Below are 25,939 nucleotides of genomic sequence, written 5' to 3'. Positions count from 1 at the left end.
CTTGGCCATGAGAAGAAATATCTGCACGAAAATATACCTGGTACTGCTGTTGATCGGGTTGGGTGCCTGTAACGATGAACTGGTAAACATGACGCCTGATTCGGACCTGACAAACGCCGACTTCTTTAAGACTTCCAGCGATTTGGATTTGGCCGTTATAGGCGTTTATAGCAGCCTGCAGGTCCGCAAGCCAACCGATTATTTATTGCTGGAATTACCAACCGATAACCTCTACCGGTCTACCTATACCTCGGCGGCCGGGGCAAACGAAGTGGATAATATGGCGATTACCCCCGAAAACCCATTGTTTGCCCTTTTCTGGGAGAATACTTATTACGGCATTGTCAGGGCTAATACAGTTTTAGCAAATATTGAGGTGCCCACCGATTACAAAGCCGGACAGAAAGAGCAACTTGCCGGAGAAGCTAAGTTTATGCGGGCGCTCTTTTATTTCGATTTGGTGCGGCTGTACGGCGATGTGCCTAAAATTACCAGTTTACTTAGTGCCGAAGAGGCCAAAGTTGCTACCCGAACCCCGGCCGAAGAAGTTTACACGCTCATTATTGCGGATTTGAAAGAGGCCATCGAACAATTGCCCCTGCAGGCCAACACGGCTAAAGGGCGCGCTACCAAGGGGGCAGCAGCGGCCTTGCTGGGCAAGGTATACGTGTACCGGAAAGACTGGGCTAATGCCAAAACTTACCTCGATCTGGTACCGGCTTTCGGTCACCGTCTGCTACCAAACTTTGCCTCGTTGTGGAAGCTCGAAAATGAAGATAATAACGAGTTTATTTTTACCATGAAATATACCGACGGTACCAATGGGCACCGGTTGACGAGCGATTTTTTACCGTTTGGCGGCAAAACCGGTATTTCCTCGGCCGGACTAGAAGGTGTTTTTCCGTCCTGGGATTTGCATAAATTATACGAACCCGGCGATACCCGCAAAGCCGCCACAATTAATGAATATTACAAAGCGCCTACTCCTGCGAATGCGCCAACTATCTGGTTTCCGCACGTAAATAAATTTGAGGTAAAACAAACCAACCAGGCATCAGGGATAGATTTGCCGGTGCTGCGCTACGCTGATATGGTGCTGCTCCTGGCAGAAACCTATTTTGGGCTGAAACAACCCGATTTGGCCTTACAGGAGTTGAATAAGGTGAGGGCCCGGGCCTTTGGCGATAACTCCCATAACTATACTTTAGCCGATATTGCCACTCCGGAAAGCTTTTTAGAAAAGTTGTTGCTGGAACGCCGGCTGGAGTTGGCCTTCGAGAATGAGCGCTGGTTTGATTTGGTTAGAACCGACCGCGTAGTGCAGGAATTATCGCAGGAAGAGCGAGGCTACAATTTCGATACCAAGACTCCACTGCGGGTTACCTTGCAGCCCAAACCGCACTACAAGTTTTTCCCGGTTCCCTTGCGCCAAATCCAAAGAGTTAGCCCGGGTGCTTTAAGCCAGAACGATGGTTATAACTAAGATAGATAAGCGTTAAAAAGTTAAGAGTTAAAAGTTTTTAAGACTAAGTCCTGTCAGGACGGAAACTCCCAGCCCAGGGTGTAGCCCTGGGTTTAGAGTGGCTTACCTAAGTCCAAAAGGGGCTTTATAATTAATCTTTGAAAGAGGTGATTACGTCCTTTCGGGCTGGGGCTAAACCAGAAAAAAAAGTGGGCTTCACCAATCGCTGCGGGATTACGCCGCTTCGGGGCTGCACCACGAGTAAGTTGTTTCAGTTTCTTTATGAAGTAAAACAACTTTAACTGGGGGAGAAATATTGGGAAGTTAATGTTTAAGAGTGTTACGAAAATAATCCTGGGTGCAGGTACTCATAAAATTTTTAGGTCGCCGGTTTTATAAGCGGCCAGGTGATGGCTCTCGGGCGGCATTTCGGTTATTAAGTACCCAATCTGGTTTACCGGGCAAATCCGGATGCGCTGGGCCGTATTTAGTTTTTCGGCGATGATTAACAAAGCAACATTTTTAGCCGAACGAATAATGGCTTTCTTAACCTGTACAATTTCCCAATCCAGATCAGTAAGTCCTTCGGCTACCGAAAACGCATTCGCGCCCAGTAAACAAAGGTCTACCTGTATTTCGGCCAGTTGGTTTATAACACTGGCGCCAACATGCAAGTTTGCGTTTTTATTAAGTTTGCCCCCAATGGTAATTACATTCAGGTTGCTATGCTCCGAGAGCGTAATGGCTACCTGGGGACTAATGGTAAAGAAAGTAGCTCTTAAATTATTTGGTATTAGTTTGGCGAGTTCCAGAATAGTCGTTCCCCCTTCGGTCAGAATCACCATGTCGTTTCGGAAGAGCTTTAGCGTTTTTAATGCTATTTGTCTTTTGGCCTCTACCGCATACACCTCATTTTGCGTGTTAAAAGGGGCAACAAAAGATTTGCTGATGGCACCGCCGTGTACTTTTAATATTTTCCCGTCTTCCACCAACTCCTTTAAATCCCGCCTGACAGTATCATCCGAAACATTCAGCAAAGCACTTAAATCGGCCGAGAGAACTTTGTTGTGTAAGTTTATTTCCCGCATAATTAACTTATGCCGCTCTTCCTTCTGCATAATTCATATTGGTTTTATCGGTGGTGGAATGCGTAGTGCCCGTCAAATTTATAGGAATAAAAATATTACCCAAATATTTGCATGGAGTTGCTTTTGCGGTTATATTTACAACATAAACGCATTAAAAACGCAATACTATAAACTTCCCGGTTTAAAATTTACAGCGGATGATTGTTTATAGAATATTTAAACAGGTTTTAATAGCTCATTTTATAACCTAAATCACTTTCTCTTCTATTATTTAGGTTAAATTTTTCTTACAGATTATTTGCGCCTGGCGCCTGACTATATTCTTTTTGCGGTTTCTAGTTGCTGAATTGCGCATTTAGGTGGCAGGCGCAACTGGAAAAAAAAAGTGCCTATTTAGGCAAGCATTTAAGTCATTATTCTCCATCTAAACAAGCATCATTATGAGCAAAAAATCTACTATAAGGGTAGTCAGATCCTTTCTGGTCTGTTCTTCCTGTTTGTTGCTATTTCTATTCGGGATGGGCATTTGCTTGGAAGCAAATGCCCAAACCAAAGCCCAGGTAGCTGGTAAAGTAACCAGCGAAGAAGGAGAAGCCTTGCCGGGCGTATCGGTGGTTGTCAAAAACGAATCTGTCGGTACGGTAACAGACTCCGAGGGTAATTTCAGCCTGGCCGTACCCCAGAACACTGCTACCCTGGTGTTTAGTTTTATTGGTTTCGAGACCCAGGAGGTGCCCATTGCTAACCGTACCCAGCTAAACGTTACGCTAAAAGTAAATGCCAAATCGCTGGACGAAGTGGTGGTTGTAGGCTACGGTACGCAGAAAAAAGTAAACCTGACGGGCTCCGTGGCCGCTATTTCCAGCGAGGATCTGACGGTAGTGCCGGTGGCTAATACCACTACTGCCCTGGCCGGTAAGTTGCCGGGCCTCATAGCGGTGCAACCCAGCGGCGAGCCCGGCCGCGATAATGCCAATCTTTCAATTCGCGGTTTTGGCAATGCCCTGGTCGTAGTGGATGGGATTGTGGGTCGCGATTTTTCCCGGTTAAATCCTAACGAAATTGAGAGTATTACCATCTTAAAAGATGCGGCTTCCACAGCGGTTTACGGGGTAAGCGGCGGCAACGGGGTAATTCTGGTAACCACCAAAAAAGGTACTTTGGGCAAGCCCGAACTGGGCTATTCTTTTAATTATGGGGTGCAAACGGTAACCAAATATCCCCGGTTTGTGAATTCAGCGGAGTACGCAGAATTAAAAAATGAGGCCTCTACGAACCTAGGCGGCCCTTTGATTTATACACCTGAAGAAATCGAAAAATTCAAGCAAGGCACTGACCCCAGCTACCCGAACTTCGATTATTACGATTATTTTGTGCGGGATTACGCACCGCAAATGCAGCAGAATTTAACGGTGAGGGGCGGTAGCGAAAATATTCAATATTTTTTCCTTTTAGGCCAAACCAAACAGGAATCTATGTGGAAAGGCGGTAACCAGGATTTTGCCACTTATAATTTCCGCTCTAACGTAGATGCCAAAATTACCAAAAACCTGGATGTTTCGGTGATTTTCGGAGCCCGCAAAGAAGACCGCAATAATCTGGTGCAGGACTCTTACCTGATGGCATCGTGGCTGCAATATTCCTGGCCTATTTTCGCGCCCAAAACTCCGGACGGTAAAATTGCTTCTACCAATTACGGTTTAACGGCCTACTTAGATCCGGAATTAACCGGTTATGTCCAGGACCGGCGCAATGTTTTTGAAGGGAGTTTATCGGTTAACTACAAAATACCTTTTGTAGAAGGACTAAGCGCCCGCCTGACCGCCGCCCACGATCTGTCCTTTCAGGACGAAAAGCAGTGGCGTAAAAAGTACCTGACGTATGCGTATAATGCCGATACCAAAACCTCCAGTGTGGTCGGGTCGCGGGAAACCAACCGGATTTTACTAACCGATTGGAAATATGCCGCTTCCCGCATCCAGGCTTCACTTAATTACAACCGCAGCTTTCTGGAGCGGCATAATGTTGCTGCCCTTTTGCTGTACGAAGAAAACGAAGACCGGGCTACTAACTTCTCGGCCAGCCGGCAGGATTATGTGGTACCCATTGATCAGCTTTTTGCCGGACCGGATTTAAACAAGAGTAACAGCGGCGGGGCCTCCGATAACGGCCGCCAGAGTGTGGTAGGGCGCGTAAACTACGATTTTGAAGGTCGGTATTTATTTGAATACAGCTTCCGGTACGATGGCTCGGCCAAATTTCCGGTAGATAAACGCTGGGGCTTTTTCTCCGGCGTATCAGGCGGCTGGCGTATTTCCGAAGAAAAATTTCTCCGGAATAAAATAGCGGCTCTTAACGATTTAAAATTGCGGGCTTCCTGGGGGCAATCGGGCAGCGATAACACGGGTAATTTCCAGTTCCTGACCGGTTATACCTACCCGGCCCGCAATTATATTATGGGTGATAATGTGGTTTCGAACGGCATGTTACCAACCGGCGTACCTAATCCGGACATTACCTGGGAAAAATCTACCATGTATAACGTGGGGTTAGACATGAGTTTGTGGAACCGGCTATTGGAGTTAGAAGCCGATGTATTTTACCGGGAGCGGGGTGGTTTGTTAACCCAAAGAAACTTGCAATTACCCAGTACCTTTGGCGCTTCGTTGCCCTTCGAAAATTTAAATTCCGATAATACCCGGGGTTTCGAAATTACCTTGCGGCATAGCCACCAAATTGGCGAACTTAAATATCATATCGCGCCCAACGTCTCTTTTACCAGGTCTAAATGGGACCATGTAGAACAAAGGCCATTTACCTCGCAGTACGATAGCTGGCGCAACAACACCCAGTATCGCTGGAAAAATATTTACTGGGGCCTGAAATCGGTTGGGCAGTTCCAATCTCAGGAAGACATTATGAATTCACCGATTCAGGATCAGCAGGCGAACGCTACGCTGCGGCCAGGCGATATTAAATACGACGACTATAACCACGATGGCATTATTGATGCGAACGACCGCCAGGTAATAGGTCGGGGGCAAACGCCCGAAATATTCTACGGCCTGGGCCTGGACCTGAGCTGGAAGAAGTTTTCGTTGAACATGACCTGGCAGGGAGCCAGCAACTTTAACGTAGAACAGCAACATTTTCTGATTCAGCCTTTTGCCAACGGCATGAATGCCTACGCTTACTTTATGGACCGGTGGCACCGCGCCGATATGACCGACCCCAGTTCGGAATGGATACCGGGCAAATACCCCAGCACCATTAACGACGGCGCGCCCAACAACAAAATGTTTTCTTCTTTCTGGCTCAAAGATGCCACTTATTTAAGAATGAAATTCCTGGGTATCAGCTATAACCTGGACGTATTGAAGAAGTTTGGCCTGCCCAGTGCCCAAATAACCCTAAGCGGCCAGAACTTGCTTACCTTTTCGGAGCTAGGACCCATCGACCCGGAAAGCCCCAGTGGCCGCTTATCTTATTATCCGCAGCAAAAGACCTACAACCTGGGGGTTAACATAATTTTCTAAGCAAAACAGATATGAAAACGAAGCTTCTCACCCTTTTAATAGGAATACTGCTGTCTGGTTGCATCGAGGATGTGCTGGACCGGAAACCATTGAATCTTATTTCGGATAAAGATGTGTGGCAATCGGAGCAGTTGATAGATATTTACCTGGTTTCCTTGTACGATGCCATTCCGATGGGTTTCACCAGCCGCTTGTCGCAGTCGGCGCTTACCGATGAGGCTACTTACCCCGATGGAGCCGTGGTTAAAGATTTCGGGAATGTGTCGCACACGCTGAACACCGGCATGTATGCTTTTATCCGGAACGCCAATTACTTTCTGGAGCAAGTAAAAACCAGTCCGCTGCCGCCGGAAAAGATTGCGGTTTTAACCGCCGAATGCCGCTTTATCCGGGCTTTTTATTACTTGGACTTAGTAAAAAAATACGGCGGTATGCCCATCATCCAGGAGGTGCAAACTTTTAATAATAATTTGCCGGAGCTGCAGGTAAAAAGAAACACCGAAGCAGAAGTGTACGATTTTATCTTGCAGGAACTGGACGAAGCTGCCAAAGATTTGCCCGAAACCCAAGCCACCGCCAACAGTAACCGGGCCACTAAATATACCGCCCTGGCTTTAAAATCGCGGGCCATGCTGTACGCCGGTTCGGTAGCTAAATACGGCAATGTGCAGCTAAACGGGTTAGCAGGTATTCCGGCCGATAAAGCGACAAAATATTTTACCGAATCGTTGAACGCTGCCAAAGCGGTTATACAGGGTAATAAGTTTGCCCTGTACGATAAATTATACAACCCCGAAACCAAAGCCGGCGACCCGGCGGCCAATTACCAGAATATATTCCGCGACGAAGGCAACAAAGAAGTAATATTTCAGAAAGCATACCGCACGCCCGATAAGGCCCACAGTTACGATAACTGGTTTATTCCGGAAGGCTATACCACCAATAACGGCAGCGGCATTGCGCCAACCTTGGAAATGGTAGAATCTTACGAATATATTGATGGAAGACCCGGTAAATTAGAGATAAGCAACAAAGTCTATAATTCAGCCGACGCGATTTTTAAAGATAAAGACCCGCGTTTTGATGGTAGTATTCTGCGCTCCGGCAGCCCGTTTGCTGGCCGGCCGGTACAGATTTACCGGGGTATTTACGGCAGTAACGGTACTTTGTACGAGAGTTTAGCGCCTTTCCCCGAAGATCCGGCCATGCGGCAGGTAGGCCGCGACGGCCCTTTTCCGGAAGGCAATTTCAGCAAAACCGGTTTTTATATTAAAAAATACATGAACACCGCTAACGCCGTGGTAGAACCTAACTTCTCTGATCAAAACTACATCGAAATTCGTTACGCCGAAGTTCTGTTAAATTATGCCGAAGCGGCTTTCGAGTTAGGCGACGTACCCTTGGCCTTGGATGCCATTAATCAGGTTCGGAAGCGGGCCGGTATTAAAACCTTAACGGCCGGTGAATTAACCATGGAACGGCTGCGCAACGAAAGAAAAGTAGAACTGGCCTTTGAAGACAAACGGCTTTGGGACATCCGCCGCTGGCGCATTGGCACCGACTTGTTCCGGAATACCTACCTGCACGGCTTGTGGCCCTATTTAAAATACGAAAACGGCCAGTATAAATATATGCATAAGGCGGTGAGCGGTTACCCCATTGACGACGGTTTGCCCCGGGTATTCAACGAAAGAGATTATTACAGCACGCTTTCCGGCTACATTGCTACCAACGAGCAAATTGTAAATAATCCGGGCTGGTAAGGTTTAACTTTAATGTATAAGAAAATGAAAGCTATCTATACTTTATCTTTATCGCTCTTCCTATTAGCTAGTTGCGAAGTAGATAATTACGAGGCACCCGAGGTTACCTTAACCGGCAAAATTGTAGATGCCCAGACAAATAAATTGGTAGAATCGGGTGGAATTAATGCCGGTACGGTGGTACGGTTGTACGAGGGCGACTCGCAGCAGCCCCTGGTTTTAAATACGCTGCCGGACGGCACCTTTACTAATAGCAAATTTTTTGCCGGCAGTTATTCCTACACGGCTCAAGGCCCTTTTAAATTGGTTACCAGCGAGCCGCAAAGAACAACCGTTGATCAGGATGCCGAAATTGAGATTAAGGTGATACCCAACGTCAGGCTGGAGGCAACTGTGGAAGAGGTAAGCGGCACGACCGCCAAAATTAAAGTAAAATACAACAAGGTAGCCACCGACCAGAAACTGGTGCATCTGGCGGTTGTCTGGAGCAAATTCCCGAACCCCAATAATTTTACATTTGCCGGCGGCGCCATTAACCAGGAAATTGTAGAGGCCCAGAACCTGACCGCCGGGGAAAAAATATTCACCATTACTAATTTAACGCCGCACACTAAATATTACCTGAGAAGCAGTGGCCGTACGGCAAATCCCGGCAATTATTATAATTACAGTACGCCACTGGAATTACTAATTCAGTAGCCGGTAACCCGCAGTAAATTATCTTAATCTTAAATAGAAATATAAAAAATTAGCATGGAAAACAAATTGGATCGCCGGGATTTTATCAGTGCTTTGTCTTTAGCGGGGGTTAGCCTGGCTATGGGTATGCCGCACCTGGCCACCGCTACAGCAGCTAACGCGAAACCGGCCCTGCTGGGCGGGCCCAAGGCCCACCCCGGTGCCTTCCCAAGCTGGCCCCTGTTCGATCAGAGCGAGGAAAAAGCTTTGTTGGATGTACTCCGAAGTAAAGTCTGGGGCCGGCTGGGCGGCAAAGTGGTAGCCACTTTCGAAAAAGAATACCAGCAGTTATTGGGCGCTAAACATTGCCTGGGCGTTTCGAGCGGTACCAGCGCGCTTTATACCATATTGGGAGCCTTGGAAATTGGCCCCGGCGACGAAGTAATTATTCCGCCTTATACCTTTATTGCCACTTACAATGTGGTAGTACTTAATTATGCGTTGCCGGTTTTTGTCGATACCGATATTGAAAGTTTCCAAATTGATGCAAACAAAATCGAAAATGCCGTTACGCCACAAACCAAGGTTATTATGCCGGTACACGTGGGTGGCTCGCCGGCTAACCTGGATAAGATATTAGAAGTAGGGCGGCGGCGAAATATTCCGGTGGTGGAAGATGCCTGCCAGGCCCATTTGGCGGAGTGGAAGGGCCGCAAGGTAGGTACTTATGGTTTGGCCGGTGCGTTTAGCTTTCAGGCTTCCAAAAACCTGAATTCGGCCGAAGGCGGGGCCATTAGCACCAACGACGAGCAGTTTGCCCGCACCTGCTACAGTTTTCATAACCAGGGGCAAGGCGGAAATGCCACTGCATATAACCCCGGCAGCGGTACCCGGGCTACCAACCTGCGCCTGACGGAGTTTCAGGGGGCTTTGTTGCTGGCGCAAATGGCCCGCGTAGCCGAACAAACCAAAAGACGTAACGAAAACGCCACTTATCTCTCTAAATTATTCAGCGAAATACCGGGTATAAAGCCGGCCAAGTTGTACGACGGCACCACCAGCAGTGCCTATCATCTATACATGTTCCGCTTTGATAAAAAGCAGTTTGGCGGCCTGGACCGGGCGCAATTCCTGAAAGCCCTGAGTGCGGAAGGCGTACCTTGTTCGGCGGGTTACGGCCAGATGAACAAAGATGCTTACGTAACGGGTTTGGCCCAAAACAAACATTACCTGCGCATTTACGGCGAAAAAACCATGCAGCAATGGCTGGAACGTAACCAATGCCCGCAAAACGATATATTGAGCAGTGAACAGGGCGTGTGGCTGACCCAAAACATGCTGCTGGGCTCCAAAACCGATATGGAACAAATTGCCGATGCCGTTCAGAAAATACACAAGTATAGCCGCGAATTGGCTAAAGTGTAAGTTCCTTAATTAGCATAAGGCGGGAATAAATTTTGGACAGTACGGCCCGTAAAAAATATTAATGCCCATCATCCGGGTGGATATATCCGTAACATACCTAATATTTTTAGAAGATACTTAAACATGCAAAAAATAACCGAAGAACCATCACCCCATAGAGATTTAGAAAAAAAGTCGGTGGCCGAAATAACTACCCTGATTAACCAGGAAGATAAAACCGTACCGCTGGCTATAGAAAAAGCGCTGCCTCAGATTCAGGCTTTAATCGAAGCCATTGTGAACAAGCTGAAAGCCGGAGGCCGCCTGTTTTACGTGGGGGCCGGTAGTGGTGGTCGTTTATCGGTATTAGATGTTATTGAACTACCCACGACGTACGGGGTTCCGAAGGGCATGGTAAACGCCATTCTGGCCGGGGGCATAGAACGCCTGGCCGATGCCCTCGAAGAAATGGAAGATGAAGAGGAGGAAGGTTGGAAAGCACTGGTGCAGCATCATATTTCGCCGGCTGATATCGTGGTGGGTATTTCCGCCAGCGGTACCACACCCTTTGTTCTTGGGGCCCTTACCAGATGTCAGGAAAAAAATATTTTAACCGGCTGTATCGTCAGCAACCCCGGTACTCCAATTGCCCAGGCAGCCGATTACCCGATAGAAGTAATTACAGGCCCCGAATTTATTACCGGCAGCACCCGCATGAAATGCGGCACCGCTCAGAAAATAATCTTCGATATGATTAGTACCACGGTTATGATTCAGCTAGGGCGGGTAGAAGATAATAAAATGGTGAACGTGAAATTGATTAACAATAAAATTATAGACCGAGGCGTGCGCATGCTGATGGAAACTGCCGGCTTGAAGGATTATGCCTACTCCAAAGAATTGCTTTTCCGCTACGGCAGTGTTAAAAAAGCCCTAACCTATTTAAGGCAAAAAGCCTTATAGATAACTGGTACAATTCTCCAATAATCCGGATTTTGTAAGAAGACAGAAGGGATGTTGTAATCACTATGACCTCTATGGCGCGGATTTACTTCCGTGCCTTCAACAAATAAAACTGAAAAATAAATCTTTTGGATAGCAAGTAAAACCATAATGCAAACCGCATATCTTCTTACAAAAGTATTAGGCGCTGAAGAATGCCAAAGTAGAAATAGTATCTAATTCAACTTAGCTGGAAAGGCCCGGAAGTAACTACCGCGCCATATTCGGAGTCTCTCTACTGGCAAGCATAACTTCAAACTTACCACTAAAAACTAATCGCTAACCGCTACTTAAAATATTTCTTTACTTAAATTACATGAATACCAAACGATTTAAGCTTTTAGTTTGCCTCTTCTTATTTTCCAGCCAGGTATTCGGGCAACAGAATTTTCTGGCCGGATTAGCCCGGCAAAGCCTGCAACCCGGTAAAGAATCTTTCTCGTTGGCCCTGGCGGGTTACGGGGCTCCGCGCGATGGCCGTTTTACTTTGGATTGGGAACAAAAAGCAAACCTGGCGCCAGGTTCCGTGCTAACCGGAACGGATGCCGTTTTCCTGGCAATTAGCGCTAAAGACATATTACAGCAAGCTCCGGTTAATCGTTTTCCATTGCAGTGGACAACTATTGGTCGGGCCCGGGCGGCCAAAAGCCTCACCGGAGATAATGATAACTTATACCTGCTGAATACAGTCGGAAATAAAATTTACCACAAGAGCAGTTCCGGTAAAAAATGGGAAAAAGCTGGTGCGGCACTGGCTTTAAAAGAGATTGTGCTTGCCGGAAATAATTTATTCGGCCTGGGTACCGACGGATCCTTTAAAAAAGCAGTGCCCGATGAAAAAAAGTTGCAATGGCAAACCGTAACCCACTTACCCGGCGCCGTTAGTTTTGTGGTACACCGACAATCTATTTACGCGGCTACCGGCACCGATACCTTGTACCGGTATAATTTAAACCAGGTGCCAGGCAGGTGGATCAAAGCCGGCTATTACAACCAGGTAATTCAGAACGTGAAGGTTCAAAAATTGCTAGTAGCCAATGATAAGTTGTATAGCCTCGACGAAAAAGGAAATTTATACGAAGCTACCAAAATTTATGGCGACAAACCCGACGAACTGTTTGCCACGGCTCTGGCTATTAAACAGGTTAATCAGACTGTCGTGCTGCTGGGGGTAGACCTCTGCGGTTTCGACGATAGTATGGTAAAGGAAATAAAAGCTGAACTTACCCGGAAAAGAGGGTTACCGGCGGCAGCCGTTTTGATAAATGCCTCTCATACCCATTTTGCTCCTGTAACCCAGTTGTGGGCTACCTGGGGGCCGCAAAACCAGGTGCCCGACAGTAGTTATTTAAACTTGGTGGTTAAACCGGCCATTTTGAAAGCTGCTGAAAAGGCGCTGGATAACTTAGCGCCGGCTGATATTTACTTTGGCCGGGGCAAAACCGCCATTGGCCGTAACCGCAGCAATAAAAACCTGGAAACACCCTACGACGATGACGTAGACGTGCTAAAAGTAGAAAGTAAAGACGGCAAAAATAATTATGTATTGGTGCTGGCCGGCTGCCATCCGGTATTTGTAAAACCGGGCCGGCAAAACTATACCATCAGCAGCAACTATCCGGGTTACATGCGCGATATGCTGGAGCGCAGTCAGAAAAATACCACCGCTTTGTTTATTCAGGGTTGCGCCGGCGACATTAACCCGCGCGATAACCAACCCGATGTTACCGGCCATAAACTTGCCCAAGATGCCATGCAGGTATTAAACCATAAAATGACATTCCTACAGGGAGGTATTTCTTTTTATATGGATACCCTGCAAGCGCCTGCTACGCCCTGGAGCAGGGAAAAAATAGTAGCTTTCCGGCAAGAGAATCTGAAAGAACCCGGCAATATTGATATGGAGAAGAACGTTCGCTGGGCCGATTTAATGCTGCAAAAGCTCGACAAGGGTACCATGCCGAACCACATGCCGGTTTACATCCAAACCATAAATATTGGCAACTGGAAAATGGTAGGATTGTCACGGGAAGTGGTAACGGAATATAGTTTGGGAATAAAAGCCATCTGGCCGGATAAATTGGTATCGGTAGCCGGCTATTGCAACGATGTGGCCAGTTATCTGCCCGTGGAAAGGCACATCCGTACGGGCGTTTACGAAGGCTACAACTCATTTCTATGGTATGGCCAGCCCTCTGCTTTTCCGGAGAATATCCTGGATCTGGTGTTAGATAAAGTGCGTGCCGGCAATTACTAAGTTGTTAGTATTAAGTTGTAAGTAATAAGTTAGTAAAAATATGCAGGCGGAAGTTTATAGAAGTAGCGAAGTGGTTCGATTAAATTCCAGTACTTAAGATCTGGTTGCGGGTTCAATTCTAAAAATACTTTCGCTTTTTTATTCCCAGATTTTAATCTACTAATAATTACCGTGCATTTCTGGTATAATCAGCTATAAAGCTTTTGCGGTTTTTTGTTTTGATTTTAAAAAATTAAATGTAGTTTCGGGTGCGTACCCGGAGATTTGTTCGAGAATATATTCTCGTCATTAAAATTGTCTCCTGAAGGATTACAGCGGCCATTCCGGCTTACCCGAAGCGGCTCTGAATAAGGCAACAAATAGGAGGTTGGCCGCAAAGAAGGCAAAACAAGCTTTGTGCTTTTAATTTTATTTCCTGATTACTGAGGAGCATACAATCCGATATTCCTCAATTTTTTATGAGTTATTTAAATTAGAGTTATGCCAAATATTAATCGCCGGAAGTTTTTAGCCAATAGCGCTTTGGGGGCAGCCGGCGCCATGCTGGGCCATACACTGGCAGGCTGTACCAACGCCGGTCAGGTAAAAGCCGGTGTTAACCGTTTTGGTGCGGAACCAGCTGGAAAGCAGGCTTTTGATATTATGGCAGAGGTAATGAAATACCGCAAAATAGATGCCCATGCCCACATCTGGGACCCGGACAGTGGCGTGCCGGAGTCGCAGATAGAATTGGCCGATAAACTAAAAATTGAGAAGTTGTTTATTTCGGCGCCGGTAACGCGGGGGCTGGCTCCGCCCGACGAGATCCGGAAGGCCAATGATGTTATCTTAAAAGTGGTAAAAAAATATCCGGATCGCTTTATCGGACAAATGACGCTGAACCCGGCCTTTCCAAAAGAGTCGCTCGAAGAAATAAAGCGCTGCACCGACCAGGGCATGGTAGGCCTGAAAGTATACACCCAGGTAAAATTTAATTCTCCTTTATTCTTTCCTATCATCGAGAAATTTATTGATCTGAAAATGATAATACTGATGCACGTGGGCATTGGTAAATCGCGCATAAAATTTGATAAACGGGAGCCGGAAAATGTATCGATACCGGAATATTTTGTAGACGTAGCCAAACGCTACCCCGAAGGCATGTTTCAGTTTGCCCATATTGGCGGTGGCATTGACTGGGAAGACGGCATTAAAGCGCTGCAGGATTCGCCGAATGTTTATGTAGATACCTCGGGCAGTAACAACGAAGCCAATATGGTTGATTTTGCCCTGAAGTACCTGGGAGAGGATCGCATACTTTTCGGCTGCGACAACAGCTTTTATCAGGCGGTTGGCCATGTGCTGGCTTCTAACCTAACGGAAGCGCAGAAACAGAAGCTGTTTTTTGGAAATTATAACAACATCCTCAAAAAATCGGGCCACCATGTTAATTGATTCTAACGCCTCCGTGGGGCACTGGCCCTTTAAACAACTGCAATACAGTACCTGCGAAACCCTGCTGGGGCGCATGAACCAGTTTGGCGTGGATGCATCGGTGGTGAGCAATCTGAACGGCATATTTTATAAAAATACCCAACCGGCCAACGAAGAGCTTTACGCCGAAATCGAATCAAAAAAAGAGTTCCGGGACCGTTTTATACCATTTGCCGTTATCAATCCTATTTTCAACGGCTGGCGGCACGATCTGGAAATAAGCGCTACTAAGCTAGGAATGAAAGGTATTCGGCTTTATCCGTTGTATCACGGATACGACCTGGAGAATCCGGCCTGCATCGAATTGGTAAAAAGCGCCCGCGACCGGGACTTGCCCGTAGCCCTTACCCTCCGCATGGTGGATAGCCGGGTAAGTTCGTGGCTAGACATTGAAAATGAATGGTCGCTGAAAGACGTGCTACCGATAATAAAAGCAGTACCCGATGCTAAATATTTAATCCTAAATGTAGCCAATGGTATTCAGGTAGGGGAGGCCGAAACCCAGCTATTAAAAAAGGCAAATGTCATTTTAGATACTTCGGGACGGGGAATTGCTACCTTACCCCAGCTATTAAAATCGTATGGCCCGGAAAAATTTGCCTTTGGTACGCATTCGCCCATTCTGGATTATTTAAGCGGTTTGTTACGGATTGAGTCCATGACCAACGCCGAAGCAGATGCAAAAACCAAAGACCTGTTGCGGGCTGGTAATATCCGGAAAATGCTGGGGGTTTAGAGTTTAGGTAATTACGGCCAAGTAAAAGCCAGCAGAACTTCTCTTAAAGAACAAGCCGGTAAAAGTAAGAGCAGCAATAAAATAAAGACTGAAACAATATAAAAGGTATGAGAAAATCATTATTCCTATTCGGTTTATTTTTAATGCTGGGTGGCTGGATAAGTAAATCTATTCCCTCGGATTTACTTTACTATCTGGATGTGAAAGGACAACGCAAGCCGGTGATGAATGCGGCCGATTGGCAACTGAAACGCAAGCAAATAATTAGTGGCATGGAACAGGTGATGGGTAAATTGCCCAGCCGCCAGCAGTTGCCTCCGCTGAATATTATATACCTTGATAGCTTAAAAACCGCGGCGTATACCCGTTATAACATCCGCTTTACGGTAGCCGAAAACGAGCAGCTACCCGCCTATTTATATGTGCCGCAACCCAAAAAACAAAAACAAAAAAGGGCTGCCATGTTGGTGCTGCACGGCACCGGCGACGCCGGCAAAAAATTAGTAGATGGTGAGAGCCCCCTTTCTAACCGGGCCCAAGCCAAAGAATTAGCCCAAAGAGGTTATGTAGTAATAGCACCCGATTATCCCAGCTTCGGCGATTTAAAAGATTATGATTTTACCAAAGACCGGTATCAGTCCGGCACCATGAAAGCTATTTTTAACCACATGCGTTGCGTAGATTTACTCCAGGCCCGGCCGGAGGTAGATGCTAACCGCATAGGTGTTATAGGCCATTCGCTGGGTGGACATAATGCCATGTTTGTGGGTGCTTTTGACCCGCGCCTGAAAGTAATTGTAGCCAGTTGCGGCTGGACACCTTTTGCCTACTACAATATTGGCGAAGAGGGATCCAAGAGATACGGTGGGAGATTAGGCCCCTGGGCGCAGGACAGGTACATGCCTCTTATTCGGGATAAATTTAACCTGGATGAAAAGCAAATTCCTTTCGATTTTGACGAGGTAATAGCTGCTTTGGCACCACGCGCTTTTTTCTCAAACTCCCCGGTAAACGATACAAACTTTGATGTAAACGGCGTAAAGAAAGGTATCCAATCCGCTTCCGAAGTATACCGTTTCCTGAAAGCGGCAGACAACCTGCAGGTGCGCTACCCGGTGGCCGGCCATGATTTTCCGACCGAAACCAGGTTACAGGCTTATCAATTTGTAGATAAAATATTAAAGCATATCCCAAATTCCCAAGAACTCGAATAATTTTTTAGGGTAGTGTTAACAGAGACAACAGTGGTAAGAATATTTAGTAAAAACATGAAAATTTTAAATTTCCCGATGTGAAACAAAATATTGTGAGCTTGCTTTTTAAAATTGGCAAATATTAGATATGAAACAAGTAATAGGTTTAAGCTTAGCGGTTTTGATCTTAATAGTTGGATGTAGCGAGAATAAAGAATTAAAAGAAGAAACTAACTCCCTTGTCGATACCTTAAATGGCCATACTTATTTGGCTTTATGGAAATCTAAGTATTATCCAAGAAATTGGAAATCGTTTGACCAATTAGATAAACCATTTGGCATAATAACAGTGGATACCATTAATAATATAAACCTTATAAATGTGAAATTTTGGCTGGCAGATTCAGCATTACGTCAGGTAGCAGATAAAGAAAATATTTCCTATACGAAGACCTACTTTTTAGATACAACCTATAAAAAAGAATTATCAAACACTGATAAATGGTTTAAAGTGAAGAAAGTCTTGAATGACACCGCTTTTTTTCAATTAAAAGTAAATGAACTTAAGCAAACGCAAGAAGAATTGAGGAAGAAATATTCTTTAAAGATTAACTGCCATTTTGAAGATAAAAATGGTATTGATTACGATACTACTTTTTATAGTAAGTTCAATGCGGGTTGGATGCAATAATATCATTCGCCAACAAAAACGAAAGCACCTTAAAACGTGCATTATCAGGAACGGAAGGACAAACAAGTTAGGTTGCAAAGTTGCCTCGAAACTAATTGAAGAGGCTCGGAAAAAGGCAGATATTAATACTTTTTTCTCTCCAAAAAAGAGGTAAAAACCTTAAATAAAAGTTGCTTTTAAGGTATTTGATGCCAATGTTGTTTGCTACAATAAAATATTTACACAAATACATTTTTATATTCAAAATATTTTATCTATTATCGGGTACGTTACCGGAAGTTTTTTATTCAAGAATAAAGAGTTGGTTAAATCATCCAATATTATTTCTCCGGTTAAGATTATTCCGGAAGAACTAACAATACCCATTGTTCCGGTCCCGAGTTGATAAATATATCCGTGTGTCCGGGCACGCACCCGAAAATACGCATTTGGAGCTCTATAAGTAAATACAAGGGCTAAAAGATTAGAACAGTCGTCCCAGCTTTAATTGGTTTATAACCTTACTACAACTTACCCGAAGAAAGCGTTAAACAATAATTGCAGAAAAATATGTTTAAAAAGAATTTTTCCCGACGCGCCTTTATCAAGCAAAGCTCACTGGCCAGCATTGGTTCGGCGCTGAGTTTGGGCCTGGTACCTTCTTTATTTGCCAGTATTAACAAAGCTGCCCAAACGCCCGCTATCTTGGGTGGCCCGGCCGCCTGGGATACCCGCAAGTGGCCCAAATGGCCGGTTTGGAACCCCGAAACCGACGAGAAACGCGTACTCGAAGTACTGCGGAGCGGGGTATGGTCGCGGGCTGCAGTGGTTACGGAATTCGAAAAAGAGTGGGCGGCGGCCCTGGACGCTAAACGTAGCCTAGCCGTTGCCAATGGCACCAATGCCTTAATTGTCGCGCTAAATCAGTTTAATATCAGGGGAGGAGATGAGGTGCTGGTGCCGCCTTATACGTTTATCGCTACGGTGCAGGCGGTACTTGCCAATGGGGCCATGCCGGTATTTGTAGATATTGATCCCCAAACCTTTCAGATGGATCCGGCCAAAATAGAAGCTAAAATTACCCCCCGTACGAAAGCCATTTTGCCGGTACACATTCTGGGATTACCAGCCGATATGGACCGGATTATGGCCATTGCTAAAAAGCACAACCTGGTGGTAATAGAAGATGCCTGCCAGGCGCATTTAGCAGAAATAAACGGTAAAAAGGTAGGTACCATCGGCCACGCCGGCTGTTTCAGCTTCCAGAATTCTAAAAATTTGCCTATCGGCGAAGCCGGGGCTATTGTGAGCAACGACGATGCCTTTATGGACCGCTGTTTTTCTTACCAGAATTTAGGTTTGCCTTACGGCAGTGTAGTCGGTTCGGTGGGTACCGGCAGCATCCGGGAAGGTACGAAGGTGCGTTTAACCGAATACCAGGCCGCCATCGGGCTGGCTCAGTTAAAGCGCCTGGATGCCCAAACGACTACCCGCAACCAGAATGCGGCTTACCTGAAATCACAAATAGAAAATATACCGGGCATTATACCTTATAAATTATACGACAATGTAACCAGGGGCGCCTTTCACCTTTTTGCCTTCCGGTATAAAAAAGAAGATTTTAAAGGCTTGTCGCGCGAAGATTTCCTGAAAGCACTGCGGGCCGAAGGTATTCCGTGCGCCAGCGGCTATACTACACTTAATAATCAGCCTTTCCTGAAAGAAGTTTTTCAATCGAAAAACTACCAGAAAATTTACCCGAAAGAAATGCTTGATTATAACAAATATTTAGAGCAGAATAAATGTCCGGAAAACGACCGCATCTGTAACGAAGAAGCCGTGTGGTTTACCCAGAATTTATTGCTCGGGACCAAATCCGATATGTCGGCTATTGCGGCAGCTATTGAGAAAACCCATAAAAATGCCGATAAAATAAAGAAAGCCGCTAAAATATGAAGAATGTCATCCTGCTCCTGGTTTTTGTATTTCCTTTACTTCAAGCTCAGGTAACCTATGGATTTATCACGCCGGCGGCAACTGACTGGAAAGCGGGGGTGGCCCGGGTAAATATTACTCCCAAACAACCCATGTGGATGGCTGGGTATGGTGTCCGGACGAAGCCATCGGAGGGCACCCGCCTGGAGTTGTGGGCCAAAGCGCTGGTTATAGAAGATGCCAATGGCCAGAAAGCTGTGCTGGTAACTATCGATTTGCTGGGCTTACCCAAAGACGTATCAGATAATATCCGGAAGCAGTTGCAGGCCCGATATGGCCTGGCCAAAGCCCAGGTATTATTAAATAGCTCCCATACGCACTCGGCCCCGGTGGTGGGTAATGCCTTATCGGATGTTTACCCCATGAATGCGGCCGAATGGAAAAAAGTACCCGAGTATACCCGAAAACTGGAGGAGCAATTAGTCGGATTGGTTGGAACGGCGCTTAAAGCCATGGAGCCGGTGCAGCTTTATGCCCAAAATGGGGTTACCCGTTTTCAGGTAAACCGGCGCAACAACCGCGAGGCTGCACTGCTGCAGCAAACCGAACTCAATGGCCCCAACGATTACGCCGTACCGGTTTTTAAAGTAGTAAATACCAAAGGAAAATTAAAGGCCATTGCTTTCGGTTATGCCTGTCATCCTACCGTGCTGAACGATTACAAATGGTCGGGCGATTATCCGGGCTATGCCCAGGCAGAACTCGAAAAATTTCATCCGGGCGTAACCGCCATGTTTTTCCAAAGCGCCGGCGCCGACCAAAATCCCTTGCCCCGGGGCACCGAATCGCTGGCCCGGCAATACGGGCGGGAGTTGGCAGCAGCCGTAAACCGGGTACTGGAAGAAGACATGCGCGTATTGTCGGCAAACATTAAAACGGCTTACACCGAAGTAGATTTACCACTGGGCAATCCGCCTACCGAAGCAGCCTTGAACCAATTAATCAGTGAAACCAACGTGGATTATTATAAGCGCTGGGCTACCCGCATGCTGGCCGAAATGAAAAAGGGAAAACCGTTCCGGACCCAATATCCTTATCCCTTACAGGTTTGGCAACTCGGCGACCAGGTAATGCTGGCCCTGGGCGGGGAACTGGTGATAGAATATGCCATTCGCCTAAAACAAATATTCGGGCTTAATACTTTTGTGTTAGGTTATTCCAACGATGTGATGTCTTACATTCCTTCGGAGAAAATATTACAAGAGGGCGGTTACGAAGGAGAAACTTCGCAGCGGGCTTACGGTTTGCATACGACCTGGGCGCCCGGTCTGGAGGAAGTTATTTTAACCGGCATGACCGGTTTAGCCAGGCAAATCGGCGTAGCGCCGGCCGCCTCAAACAACGTAAAAACAAAATAATTCCCGGATCTTTCCGCCGGTGTTTGGGTATAAAAATATATCCCCGGAATAATAATGCACAAAAGGAAAGATTTAAAATCAAAGCATCATGAAAAAACCAGATTTTGAATTATTGCCGCTGGAAGTGCCGGTAAAGCCTTCGCTGGAGGCGAAAAGTTATTTTTCAGGGTTCGAACAGGCACATGATACCTACAATGCCATTTCGGCAGCCAGCGACGGTAAAATATATTATGTGCTTAGTTCTGATTCGTACGAAGTTGGCGGCCAGATGTATGTTTACGATCCGATAAACGATAAAACAGAATTTATTGCAGATTTAACCGAAGTTTGTGGCGAAAAGGATGCCAAAGCCATTCCCCAGGGCAAAAGCCACGTCCGGTTTTACGAGCGCGAAGGTAAGCTCTATTTTGCTACCCATGTAGGTTATTACCAGCTCATCTCCGGCATGGACCGCCTGCCCGAAACGCCTCCTCCGGGATATCAGCTTTATCCCGGCGGCCATTTCTTATCATTCGATTTAACTACCTACACGTTTGAAGATTTAGCAATAGTACCCAACGGCGAAGGCGTAGTATCGATGACCATGGACCGTGAGCGGGGGCATCTGTATGGCATTACGTGGCCAACCGGCAATTTTATTAATTACGATATTGCCGCAAATAAATTAACAAATCTGGGGCCATGTTCGGCTAAAGGCGAAGCCGGCACACCGGGCAGCGATTTTCGTTCGCTTTGCCGCTCTTTATTTGTCGATCCCAAAGACGGCGCTGTATATTTCTCTACAGCCGAAGGCGATATTTTTAACTATAAGCCGGGAAGTGCGGCTATTAAAAAAGTAACGGACATTGATTTACGGCTCGATTATTTTGGCCAGTACGATCCCACCATGCCCGGCAGTATGGGCTACAACTGGCGGAAAATATTCTGGCACCCGACCGAAGAAGTGGCCTACGGGGTACACGGCAATTCCGGTTATTTATTCCGGTTCGATCCGCGGCAGCAAACCCTTGAACTCCTGGAGCGGATTACCTCCGAGCCCTCAAAAAAGAGCGGTATGTACGACCAGTTCAGCTACGGCTACCTGGGCTTTCAGTTAGGCCCCGACCTGCAAACCATTTATTACTTAACTGGTGGTCCAATATTTATAAATGGTAAACGCCTGAAGGGCAAAGACAAAATAGCCAAGGGGGCTGCCAAAGGGCTGGAAAACCTGCATTTGATAACTTTCAACTTACCCCGGCAGGAATACGTGGATCACGGGCCTATTTTTTACGAAGATGGTAACCGGCCCACTTATGTAAATTCCATTGCGGTTAGCACCGACGGCAATATTTATACGTTGGCCCGCTTCGAATGCAACGGCAGGGTAATCCAGGATTTAGTAAAAATGGCCGATCCGCTGGCAAAGGTGGCGGAACCGCTGATTTAGCCCAGCCGCTTCTGGTTCAAACAGGATTAAATAAAATTTCCTGCTGTGCTGGTTAGTGGCTGTAAAATGAAAATTAGTAGGACGAAGCGATACAAAAACGATCAGCTTGGCAAAAACAAATCTTTATAATCAGTATAAATTGTATTTCCCGGATAAATGAATACTGAATTATCGCCTAAACTAAATTAAACTATATGAAAACACCTCTATAAAATAGAATTTAATGTATGAAGCATGGGCATCCAGCCCGGGCGCTCTGGCAAACTTATCCGGAAGGTGCAAGCTTTAAATTGTACTAGATAGATGAAGATAGGTCTCTTTTGCCCTTACTTACCGCGCATTCAGAAATGAAACAAAATCTTATTGGCTTGTCCTGAGAGATTTAATTTAACGACAGGCATCTTACAAAAACTTAATAGAAGTTTAATATGATAATATTTAGAAGGTACTTCCCCGCATAAGTAGGGGGGCAGTTCCTCCGCGTGGCAAATAGTAATTTAATATTTCGCTAATAAGGAAGCGATATTAGGTGATTGAATATTTTATCAAGAGTTGCGATAGCGTACCCGTAGCATTTGCTATATCTGAATAGAAGGCCCCTGCTGGCTTGTATTATAAACAGGCAACCGGCTTTAGCAGGGAAATATGAAAATAAAAATCAGTAACTAAACCATAAAGCAATGGCATATTACTACCAACCAGCAGGAGATAAATCATCCGGTACTGCAAGCTTGTATCTTTTATTTAGCGCTAACAAGGGCTCAAAAATAAAGCTGGCTTTGTTATTTTTTCTGACATTCTTCTTAAAGGCACAGGCTGGTGTAAGCGCCTCGGTGGTTTGGCAAGCCAGGCAAACCATTACGGGGCGAGTTACCGATGCTGCTTCCGGTGACCCTTTGCCGGGCGTGAACATTATGCTGAAAGGTACCAGTACCGGTACGGCTTCGGATGCCGCTGGCCAATATACGCTCGAAGCGCCCGGTCAGGAGGCCGTGCTGGTAGTAAGTTATGTGGGTTACCTTAAAAAGGAAGTTCCGGTAAAAAATCTAACGGTAATAAATATTAGCCTGACGCCCGACCTGGCCCAGCTAAGCGAAGTGGTGGTAATTGGCTACGGAACCCAGAAAAAAAGTGATTTAACCGGTTCGGTAGAACGGGTGGATGCCGAAACTTTCAAGAACCAGCCCATGACCCAGCTAACCGATATGCTAACCGGTACGATAGCGGGGCTTAATGCTAACCAAAGCGCCACTGCCGCCGGCGGTAGCTCGCTCGAAATCAGGGGGCGTACTTCTTTAAGTGCCAATACTTCGCCTATGATTGTACTGGACGGGGTAATATACAATGGGAGCCTCTCCGATATTAATCCGAATGACATTGAAGCAATTGATATTTTGAAAGATGCCAGTTCATCGGCGGTATATGGTGCCCGGGCCGCCTCCGGAGTAATAATTATTACTACCAAAAGAGGCAAGCAAGGGAAACCTACCATTAATTTTTCTACCCGACTCGGCGTGTCTCAGCCTACCAAAGATCGTAAACCACTAAGTGCCGAAGAATTTCTTACTTTTCGGGGCGACTACTTCGCTGAGGGGGCGATTAACAATCCATCTATCCCGAAACACTTCTATACCAATCCAAACAAACTTCCTGATAATGTAAGCCTGCAGGAGTGGTTAAATTATAATCGCAACCCCAATGCCGATGCTTATACCGAATATTTACAACGCTTAAACTTATATCCTACCGAACAAAAAAATGCCCTGGCCGGCAAAACCGAAGATTGGTACGACAGGGTGATGGCGAAGGGGATAAGACAAACCTATGATCTGAGCATCGGGGGTGGTACTGAGGATATCCGTTATTTCTGGTCGGTGGGTTATGTAAATAATGAAGGTATCATCCGTGGCGATAAATATGCGGCAATCCGGTCGCGGCTGAATGTTGATTTTAAGATTACGGATTGGTTATCGGTAGGGGCAAATACACAGTTTAGCGAGCGCGACGAAAGTGCGGTACCGGCCGATTTGTCTTTGATGTACATTGCCAGCCCGTTCGGCGAAATGTATAATGCAGACGGCCGAATCAACCTCCGGCCCCATGATGACCCCAGCGCCTATAATCCGCTGATGAATTACTACGGGCAGGATCGGGAACGGAAAGTTAACACCTTGTTTTCCAGTTTATACACCAACGTAAAATTGCCATTGGGCATTAATTATAAACTCTCGTTTCAGCCGCGGTACTCGTTTGCCACCGAACGAAATTTCTGGGGCGACCAAACCATCACCGGAACCCAAACCTTTCCGGGTGGGCGGGGCACCCGGCAGAACGATAAAACCAGCGAATGGATGGTAGATAATTTATTAAGCTGGCACAAACAATTCAAGATGCATCAGATTGATTTAACTTTCTTGTACAACATCGAAAAGTACAGCAGTTGGTCGGAACTGCAAGCCAATCAAAACTTTTCGCCTAATCCGAACCTGAGCTACCATGGTCTGCAATTTGGCAGCAATCCGTCTTTAAATAATACCGATACAAAGGAAACCGGCGACGCCCTGATGGGCAGGGTAAATTATACTTTACTAGATAAATATTTATTTACCGCCTCTTTAAGAAGAGACGGGTACTCGGCATTCGGACAGGAACAACCCTGGGCGTACTTTCCGGCCGCTGCCTTTGCCTGGAAAATTTCTGACGAAGATTTTTTTAACGAAAACTGGCTCGTAAACCGCCTTAAATTCAGATTGTCCTGGGGCGTAAACGGCAACCGGGCAATCGGCGCTTATTCTGCCCTGGCTCAACTAGGCTCAGTTATCGATTACAATGGTTCTAAGATTGATGTTGGGGTAGAAAATACAAGGTTATCTAATCCGGGTTTGGTCTGGGAAAAAACCACCTCAATAAACCTGGGAGTAGACCTTGGATTATTTAAAAACCGGCTAGACGTGAGCGCCAATTACTACGTGGGTACTACCACCGATATGCTCATGAACCGGATACTGCCTACCATTACCGGTTTCAGAAATATTACCACCAACCTGGGCGAACTGGAAAACCGGGGCTTTGAGCTAAACCTCCGAACGGTAAATATTAATGCCAAAAACTTTAACTGGAGTTCAGATTTTGTTTTTTCGCTGAACCGCAATAAAATAAAATCGCTCTTTGGCGACCAGGGCCAATATACCTTATTAGGGGAAACCCGCACGGGGGAGTTACCCGATTTTTCTAATCAATGGTTCCCCGGTCAGGCCGTAGATGTAGTTTGGGACTATGATGTTACAGGGATATGGCAAATAGAAGATAAAGAAGCCGCCAAAGTATACAATATGTCGCCGGGCGATTTTAAGGCCGAAGACGTGAACAACGATGGTAAATATACCGACCTGATTGATAAGCAATTTATCGGCTATACCACGCCCCGGTATAATCTGGGCTTCCGCAACGATTTCACGTACAAAAACTTTACTGCTTCGGTATTTGTGCGTGGCGATCTGGGCCATATTTTGCCGTTTAATCAGGCCCTGCAAGGCTCCTTATCGCACGACCGGCGCAACTACGATGGCGGCCCGATGCCGTACTGGACCCCCGAGAACCGGAACAACGATTATGCCCGCTTGCGGCCCATCCACTCGGCTTACGGTGGTGGGTTGGGCATATACAAACCTGCTTCTTTTGTACGCATTCAGGATATATCGCTGGCTTATGCCGTACCAACTGCCGTTACGGCACGGCTCAAAATGAATTCTTTGAGCATTATGGGGGCCATCCGGAACCTGTACAGTTTTGATAAATGGCCGGGATGGGACCCGGAGTCGGGCATGACCCCTATGCCGCAAACGTTTACTCTTGGTCTGAATTTATCTTTATAATCTTACCCCAATATTGATCC

At 46.2% G+C, this 25,939-nt stretch carries 16 protein-coding genes; 15 read left to right on the top strand and 1 reads right to left on the bottom strand.

Annotated elements, in window-relative coordinates; translation table 11 throughout:
- Nucleotides 1–7 precede the first annotated feature (7 nt).
- Nucleotides 8–1,483, top strand: coding sequence for a RagB/SusD family nutrient uptake outer membrane protein (locus AAE02nite_RS12310; RefSeq protein ID WP_146898038.1), 1,476 nt, complete (start codon nucleotides 8–10; stop codon nucleotides 1,481–1,483).
- 347 nt (nucleotides 1,484–1,830) lie between these two features.
- On the opposite strand, the gene AAE02nite_RS12305 is transcribed toward AAE02nite_RS12310, so the two are convergent.
- A complete protein-coding gene (locus AAE02nite_RS12305; protein ID WP_146898037.1) occupies nucleotides 1,831–2,580 on the bottom strand; it encodes a DeoR/GlpR family DNA-binding transcription regulator in 750 nt (249 codons plus the stop codon).
- A gap of 410 nt (nucleotides 2,581–2,990) precedes the next feature.
- Between AAE02nite_RS12305 and AAE02nite_RS12300 the strand changes: the two genes are divergently transcribed.
- The 14 genes from AAE02nite_RS12300 (at nucleotide 2,991) to AAE02nite_RS12235 (ending at nucleotide 25,919) form a co-directional block, all read left to right on the top strand.
- A complete protein-coding gene (locus AAE02nite_RS12300) occupies nucleotides 2,991–6,086 on the top strand; it encodes a SusC/RagA family TonB-linked outer membrane protein (RefSeq protein WP_146898036.1) in 3,096 nt (1,031 codons plus the stop codon).
- An 11-nt stretch (nucleotides 6,087–6,097) separates the two neighbouring features.
- Nucleotides 6,098–7,849 (top strand): RagB/SusD family nutrient uptake outer membrane protein, encoded by a 1,752-nt coding sequence (locus tag AAE02nite_RS12295; RefSeq protein WP_146898035.1) that lies wholly within the window; start codon nucleotides 6,098–6,100, stop codon nucleotides 7,847–7,849.
- Nucleotides 7,850–7,873: 24 nt separating this feature from the next.
- Complete coding sequence (locus AAE02nite_RS12290) at nucleotides 7,874–8,548, top strand: DUF3823 domain-containing protein (protein ID WP_170252591.1); 675 nt, start codon at nucleotides 7,874–7,876, stop codon at nucleotides 8,546–8,548.
- Nucleotides 8,549–8,602: 54 nt separating this feature from the next.
- Nucleotides 8,603–9,952 carry a DegT/DnrJ/EryC1/StrS family aminotransferase gene (locus AAE02nite_RS12285; RefSeq protein WP_146898033.1) on the top strand — a complete coding sequence of 450 codons (1,350 nt, stop codon included), beginning with the start codon at nucleotides 8,603–8,605 and terminating at the stop codon, nucleotides 9,950–9,952.
- 123 nt (nucleotides 9,953–10,075) lie between these two features.
- A complete protein-coding gene (locus AAE02nite_RS12280; protein WP_146898032.1) occupies nucleotides 10,076–10,894 on the top strand; it encodes an N-acetylmuramic acid 6-phosphate etherase in 819 nt (272 codons plus the stop codon).
- A 355-nt stretch (nucleotides 10,895–11,249) separates the two neighbouring features.
- Nucleotides 11,250–13,190, top strand: coding sequence for a hypothetical protein (locus AAE02nite_RS12275; protein ID WP_146898031.1), 1,941 nt, complete (start codon nucleotides 11,250–11,252; stop codon nucleotides 13,188–13,190).
- Nucleotides 13,191–13,670: 480 nt separating this feature from the next.
- A complete protein-coding gene (locus AAE02nite_RS12270; RefSeq protein WP_246151003.1) occupies nucleotides 13,671–14,624 on the top strand; it encodes an amidohydrolase family protein in 954 nt (317 codons plus the stop codon).
- Complete coding sequence (locus AAE02nite_RS12265) at nucleotides 14,614–15,399, top strand: amidohydrolase family protein (RefSeq protein ID WP_146898030.1); 786 nt, start codon at nucleotides 14,614–14,616, stop codon at nucleotides 15,397–15,399. Before AAE02nite_RS12270 ends, AAE02nite_RS12265 begins: the two co-directional genes overlap by 11 nt.
- A gap of 107 nt (nucleotides 15,400–15,506) precedes the next feature.
- On the top strand, nucleotides 15,507–16,613 hold the full coding sequence (locus tag AAE02nite_RS12260; RefSeq protein ID WP_146898029.1) for an alpha/beta hydrolase family protein: 1,107 nt from the start codon (nucleotides 15,507–15,509) through the stop codon (nucleotides 16,611–16,613).
- A 127-nt stretch (nucleotides 16,614–16,740) separates the two neighbouring features.
- Complete coding sequence (locus tag AAE02nite_RS12255) at nucleotides 16,741–17,283, top strand: hypothetical protein (protein ID WP_146898028.1); 543 nt, start codon at nucleotides 16,741–16,743, stop codon at nucleotides 17,281–17,283.
- A 549-nt stretch (nucleotides 17,284–17,832) separates the two neighbouring features.
- The gene (locus AAE02nite_RS12250) at nucleotides 17,833–19,218 is read left to right on the top strand and encodes a DegT/DnrJ/EryC1/StrS family aminotransferase (RefSeq protein WP_146898027.1); all 1,386 of its coding nucleotides are present in this window, start codon (nucleotides 17,833–17,835) and stop codon (nucleotides 19,216–19,218) included.
- A complete protein-coding gene (locus AAE02nite_RS12245; protein ID WP_146898026.1) occupies nucleotides 19,215–20,615 on the top strand; it encodes a neutral/alkaline non-lysosomal ceramidase N-terminal domain-containing protein in 1,401 nt (466 codons plus the stop codon). The genes AAE02nite_RS12250 and AAE02nite_RS12245 overlap by 4 nt, the downstream gene beginning before the upstream one ends.
- An 88-nt stretch (nucleotides 20,616–20,703) precedes the next feature.
- On the top strand, nucleotides 20,704–22,044 hold the full coding sequence (locus AAE02nite_RS12240) for a hypothetical protein (protein WP_146898025.1): 1,341 nt from the start codon (nucleotides 20,704–20,706) through the stop codon (nucleotides 22,042–22,044).
- Between the two features lie 680 nt (nucleotides 22,045–22,724).
- Nucleotides 22,725–25,919 carry a SusC/RagA family TonB-linked outer membrane protein gene (locus AAE02nite_RS12235; protein ID WP_146898024.1) on the top strand — a complete coding sequence of 1,065 codons (3,195 nt, stop codon included), beginning with the start codon at nucleotides 22,725–22,727 and terminating at the stop codon, nucleotides 25,917–25,919.
- Nucleotides 25,920–25,939 lie beyond the last annotated feature (20 nt).

It is taken from the genome of Adhaeribacter aerolatus, from assembly GCF_007991635.1.
Taxonomy (GTDB): domain Bacteria; phylum Bacteroidota; class Bacteroidia; order Cytophagales; family Hymenobacteraceae; genus Adhaeribacter; species Adhaeribacter aerolatus.
Note: the sequence above shows the minus strand (reverse complement) of the source record. Positions and strands in the feature narration are given on the sequence as shown.